At 65.2% G+C, this 3,200-nt stretch carries 5 protein-coding genes; all 5 read left to right on the forward strand.

What is annotated here, in order from left to right; all coding sequences use genetic code 11:
• Positions 1 to 703 (forward strand): DNA/RNA non-specific endonuclease (locus tag BJF80_RS06655; protein ID WP_158068490.1); only part of this gene is annotated, 703 nt, incomplete at its 5' end.
• A complete protein-coding gene (locus BJF80_RS06660) occupies positions 690 to 1,106 on the forward strand; it encodes a hypothetical protein (protein ID WP_143456567.1) in 417 nt (138 codons plus the stop codon). The genes BJF80_RS06655 and BJF80_RS06660, both read left to right, overlap by 14 nt.
• Positions 1,103 to 1,552, forward strand: a complete 450-nt coding sequence (locus BJF80_RS06665) for a hypothetical protein (RefSeq protein WP_075812424.1) — start codon at positions 1,103 to 1,105, stop codon at positions 1,550 to 1,552. The genes BJF80_RS06660 and BJF80_RS06665 overlap by 4 nt, the downstream gene beginning before the upstream one ends.
• A gap of 206 nt (positions 1,553 to 1,758) precedes the next feature.
• Positions 1,759 to 2,214, forward strand: a complete 456-nt coding sequence (locus BJF80_RS06670; RefSeq protein ID WP_075812426.1) for a hypothetical protein — start codon at positions 1,759 to 1,761, stop codon at positions 2,212 to 2,214.
• Positions 2,215 to 2,340: 126 nt separating this feature from the next.
• Positions 2,341 to 2,892, forward strand: a complete 552-nt coding sequence (locus tag BJF80_RS06675; RefSeq protein ID WP_143554011.1) for a hypothetical protein — start codon at positions 2,341 to 2,343, stop codon at positions 2,890 to 2,892.
• Positions 2,893 to 3,200: the final 308 nt, after the last annotated feature.

Below are 3,200 nucleotides of genomic sequence, written 5' to 3' on the forward strand. Positions count from 1 at the left end.
CGTGCCCACCATCCGGTACCAACCCCACTACGCCTACGCCGGCGCACCCGGCGGTGTCGGCGGCCGGTTCGTCACCGGCAACACCACCGTCGGCGACCTCCTCGACCAGCTCACCCTCCAATCCCGCGCCGACCGCGGCGATGGCGGGTCCGGTGGCCACAGGCCCGTGACGACCGTCGCTCCAGACGGTGACCGATCGATCCAGTCCACCAGCGTCGGATCAAATACTGCAGACTTCCACCGCGACCCCGAAGGAAGGACGACGCGGGCCACAGCGACCCTCACCCAAGACTTCGGCCGAACCCCCCGTGACTACGTCGACGCCACCGTCGCCAGGATCACCCGCGCCCTCGGCCTCCCGACCGATGAGGCAGGACACCTCATCGCCCATCGCTTCCTCCCTGGCGCAGGCGAGGCGAACTACATCCCCCAGAACGTGAACCTCAACCGCGGCGCCTGGCGTACCATGGAGAACGAATGGGGCGACTGGATCAACGCCGGGTACCACGTCGAACCCAGCCTTGACATAGAACTCGCTGGTGGTCGACGCCCGGACACACTTCGCGCCACCTACGAAGTGATCGATCCCCGTACAGGAGAGACCGTTTATAGAAACAAATTCGTGTTCAAAAACGGACCGGGGGAGAGTTTCGTCCGGATTCCGCGAGCAAACATTAGGGAGATGGCCGATGGGACGTTCTGAGATCCAACAAGCCCCGAATTCCATAGCGCCGTGGGCTGGCACCAGCCTTGATCGCTTCCAGACGGCACTACGAGACGCCGTGCGCGCCGCTCACCAGGACGTGTCCGGCATCGTCTATTTCGCCCACGCCGGCGCCCAAAATGTGAGCGAGAGCACGTCCCTGTATCGATCAATCACGGATTCGTTCTTTTTCGGGCCGCACCTCCCACAGCATGTTGACTCTCTGGCAATAGAGGTGCTCTATGACCACGGTGACGCGACCCTGCCGACAACGATCGTGACCGTCTACGACCGTGACAGGGACCGGTTCGCCCACCGACGCTTCAACGGCAACGAGGCTGTCCGTTGGAAGCACCAGCCTGCCAACATCAAGCACCTGGCTGAAAAGGCGTGGTCGTTGTGAGGTGGCTGCGGGCCAGCTCCGGGGCCGATCAGCGCGAGGTCACCGAGGCTGAAGCGCTGGATGCCTTCCTTTCCGCGTTAAATGCCGACGAGGGGCTGCGGGCCAAGGAGTGGGACGCGTTCGCCGTTCTCGTGCAGGGTGCGGAGGAGGCTGATCAGGTGTGGATCCCCCAGGTAGATGCGATCCTCTACCGCGCCGGCGAAACACCCGACTACACCTTCCTGACGCACCGGAACCTGCAGCGCGCCGCCTCGATCCTGTTCGTGACCCTCGCCGGCGACAAACCCTTCGACCAGGTCGTCGCTGTCGTGACCTACCGCGCCGACACCCGCCAGCTGGTCACCGACTTCCTCTGGGACGACGCGGCCCATGACCACCTCGTCACACCACACTCCTGGCACCGCATCGCCGACGAGCTCAACCCGCTCACGACCCCCCAGCGCTGAATCCCAAGGCGACTACCGAAGTACGAGGACTCCGCAGCCATACGTCGCACCTGGCCTCGACGTCGAGCTGCACTTCCGAGAACTCCGGCGCCCCGGGTCGACCTCCCTCAAAGACAGTTCAACCACGAGCACATCGGCAGCCTCTCCGCGGCGGACGGCCTGGAGGGCGGCGGGCCGACATCCGCATCAGAATCGAGAACTGACCCATGCTGTACCTCAACCGCGACCAGATCGGCATACCCGAAGACCTTCAAACCTCTATGCTCGAGCCATTGGGCACGGCGTTCCCTGACGCCGAAATCCGCCGAGAGCACCTCACCGCCCCGTTGATCGGCATCTGGCCTGCCACTCATCCTCCTTTCGATGTCCGGTTCCACTTTCCGCACATGGCCAGTTGCGATGGCACTCCCGAGCAACAGGCGCTGGTCGCGTTGTGCATGGCCCAGGAATGCCGCAAGCACGGGATCCGCATCGTGATGGCCACCAAGGACGCGTCGTTCGTCTGCGCGGTCGAAGAAGGCGACACCGTCACAGACCTTCTCGACCCGGACCGGTGGAGTTTCATCAACCCGAACCTGCTCGGCCACGGCGACATCATGCACAGCTACCCCAGCCCGGACCAGGACGAGAGCCCCGGGCACAGCCCGGACCAGCACGACTGACCTTCCTTCCGGTTCTCCTGGCAGGGTTCACCCCTGAAACGCAACCGAAGTGCCCATCGAGGAGGGATGCAAACGATGCAGTGGTATCTCGGGGCGTACTGGGGCCCATCGCAGGAGCCGGTGCCGATGGAAGTCTCCGCGCAGCAGATCTGGGACAGTCTCACGGTGCTGCACGAGACCCTGGGCTACGGGCCCCGGTGGGAGCATGCCGGCAACACGTTGACCAATCCAGACGCCATCACCCAGGCCCTGGCCACGGGCATGAACCGGAAAGACACCACCGGTGAGGTCATCCCCACCCTGGGCCAACGGATCGGGATCGGGTCCCTCGACCAGGACAACCTGGGTCTCAGCATCTCCGTCGGCGGCACCGCACCCACCTGGTCCGGGGTGTTCCTGTTGACGCCCACGGACCGGCGACCGCCCGATCTGGACACCGCGAAAGACCTCATGAGCCAATTGGTGCAGACCTGGCGGCCACAGGACATGACTTGGTCCACCGACAAGTTGCGTGAGGCAGGGTGGGACGCCGGTCTGCCGATGAAGAAGGGGGTCCCCTTCGCCGGGTGGTTGACGTGGGTGTCCCCGAACCTGCACGACCCCCTGCCCGGCCCAGTCGAAGAGCTCGCCGGAGGCGCCTGCACGTGCTCGCCCCCACCGCTGATGAGGCCACCGTAGACCGGGTCCCTCACGTCCTGGAAGGCACAGGCCCCACCAGCACCCCCTGACCCACGCGCGGCAACCTGCTCGACCACCCGCAGGACACTGGCAGAACCCGGCCGCCCGGGACCGGCATACCCCCGCGTGTCACCCTCCGAGAGCTGAGCACCGGCACAGTCACGGACCCAGCTCTCTTCCCGTCGCAGAACTCACCGCGGACCATCCAGGCCGGCGTCGCTGCCGGGTGAGGGTAGCGACTGATGCTGTCCTCGTCCGATCTCCCTGTTCTGGATGTCCCGGAGCGGGTGGAGGCGCTGGGTGAGGAT

Origin of the sequence: Serinicoccus sp. CUA-874, assembly GCF_001942225.1 — a bacterium.
In the GTDB taxonomy this organism is placed as follows: Bacteria; Actinomycetota; Actinomycetes; order Actinomycetales; family Dermatophilaceae; genus Ornithinicoccus; species Ornithinicoccus marinus.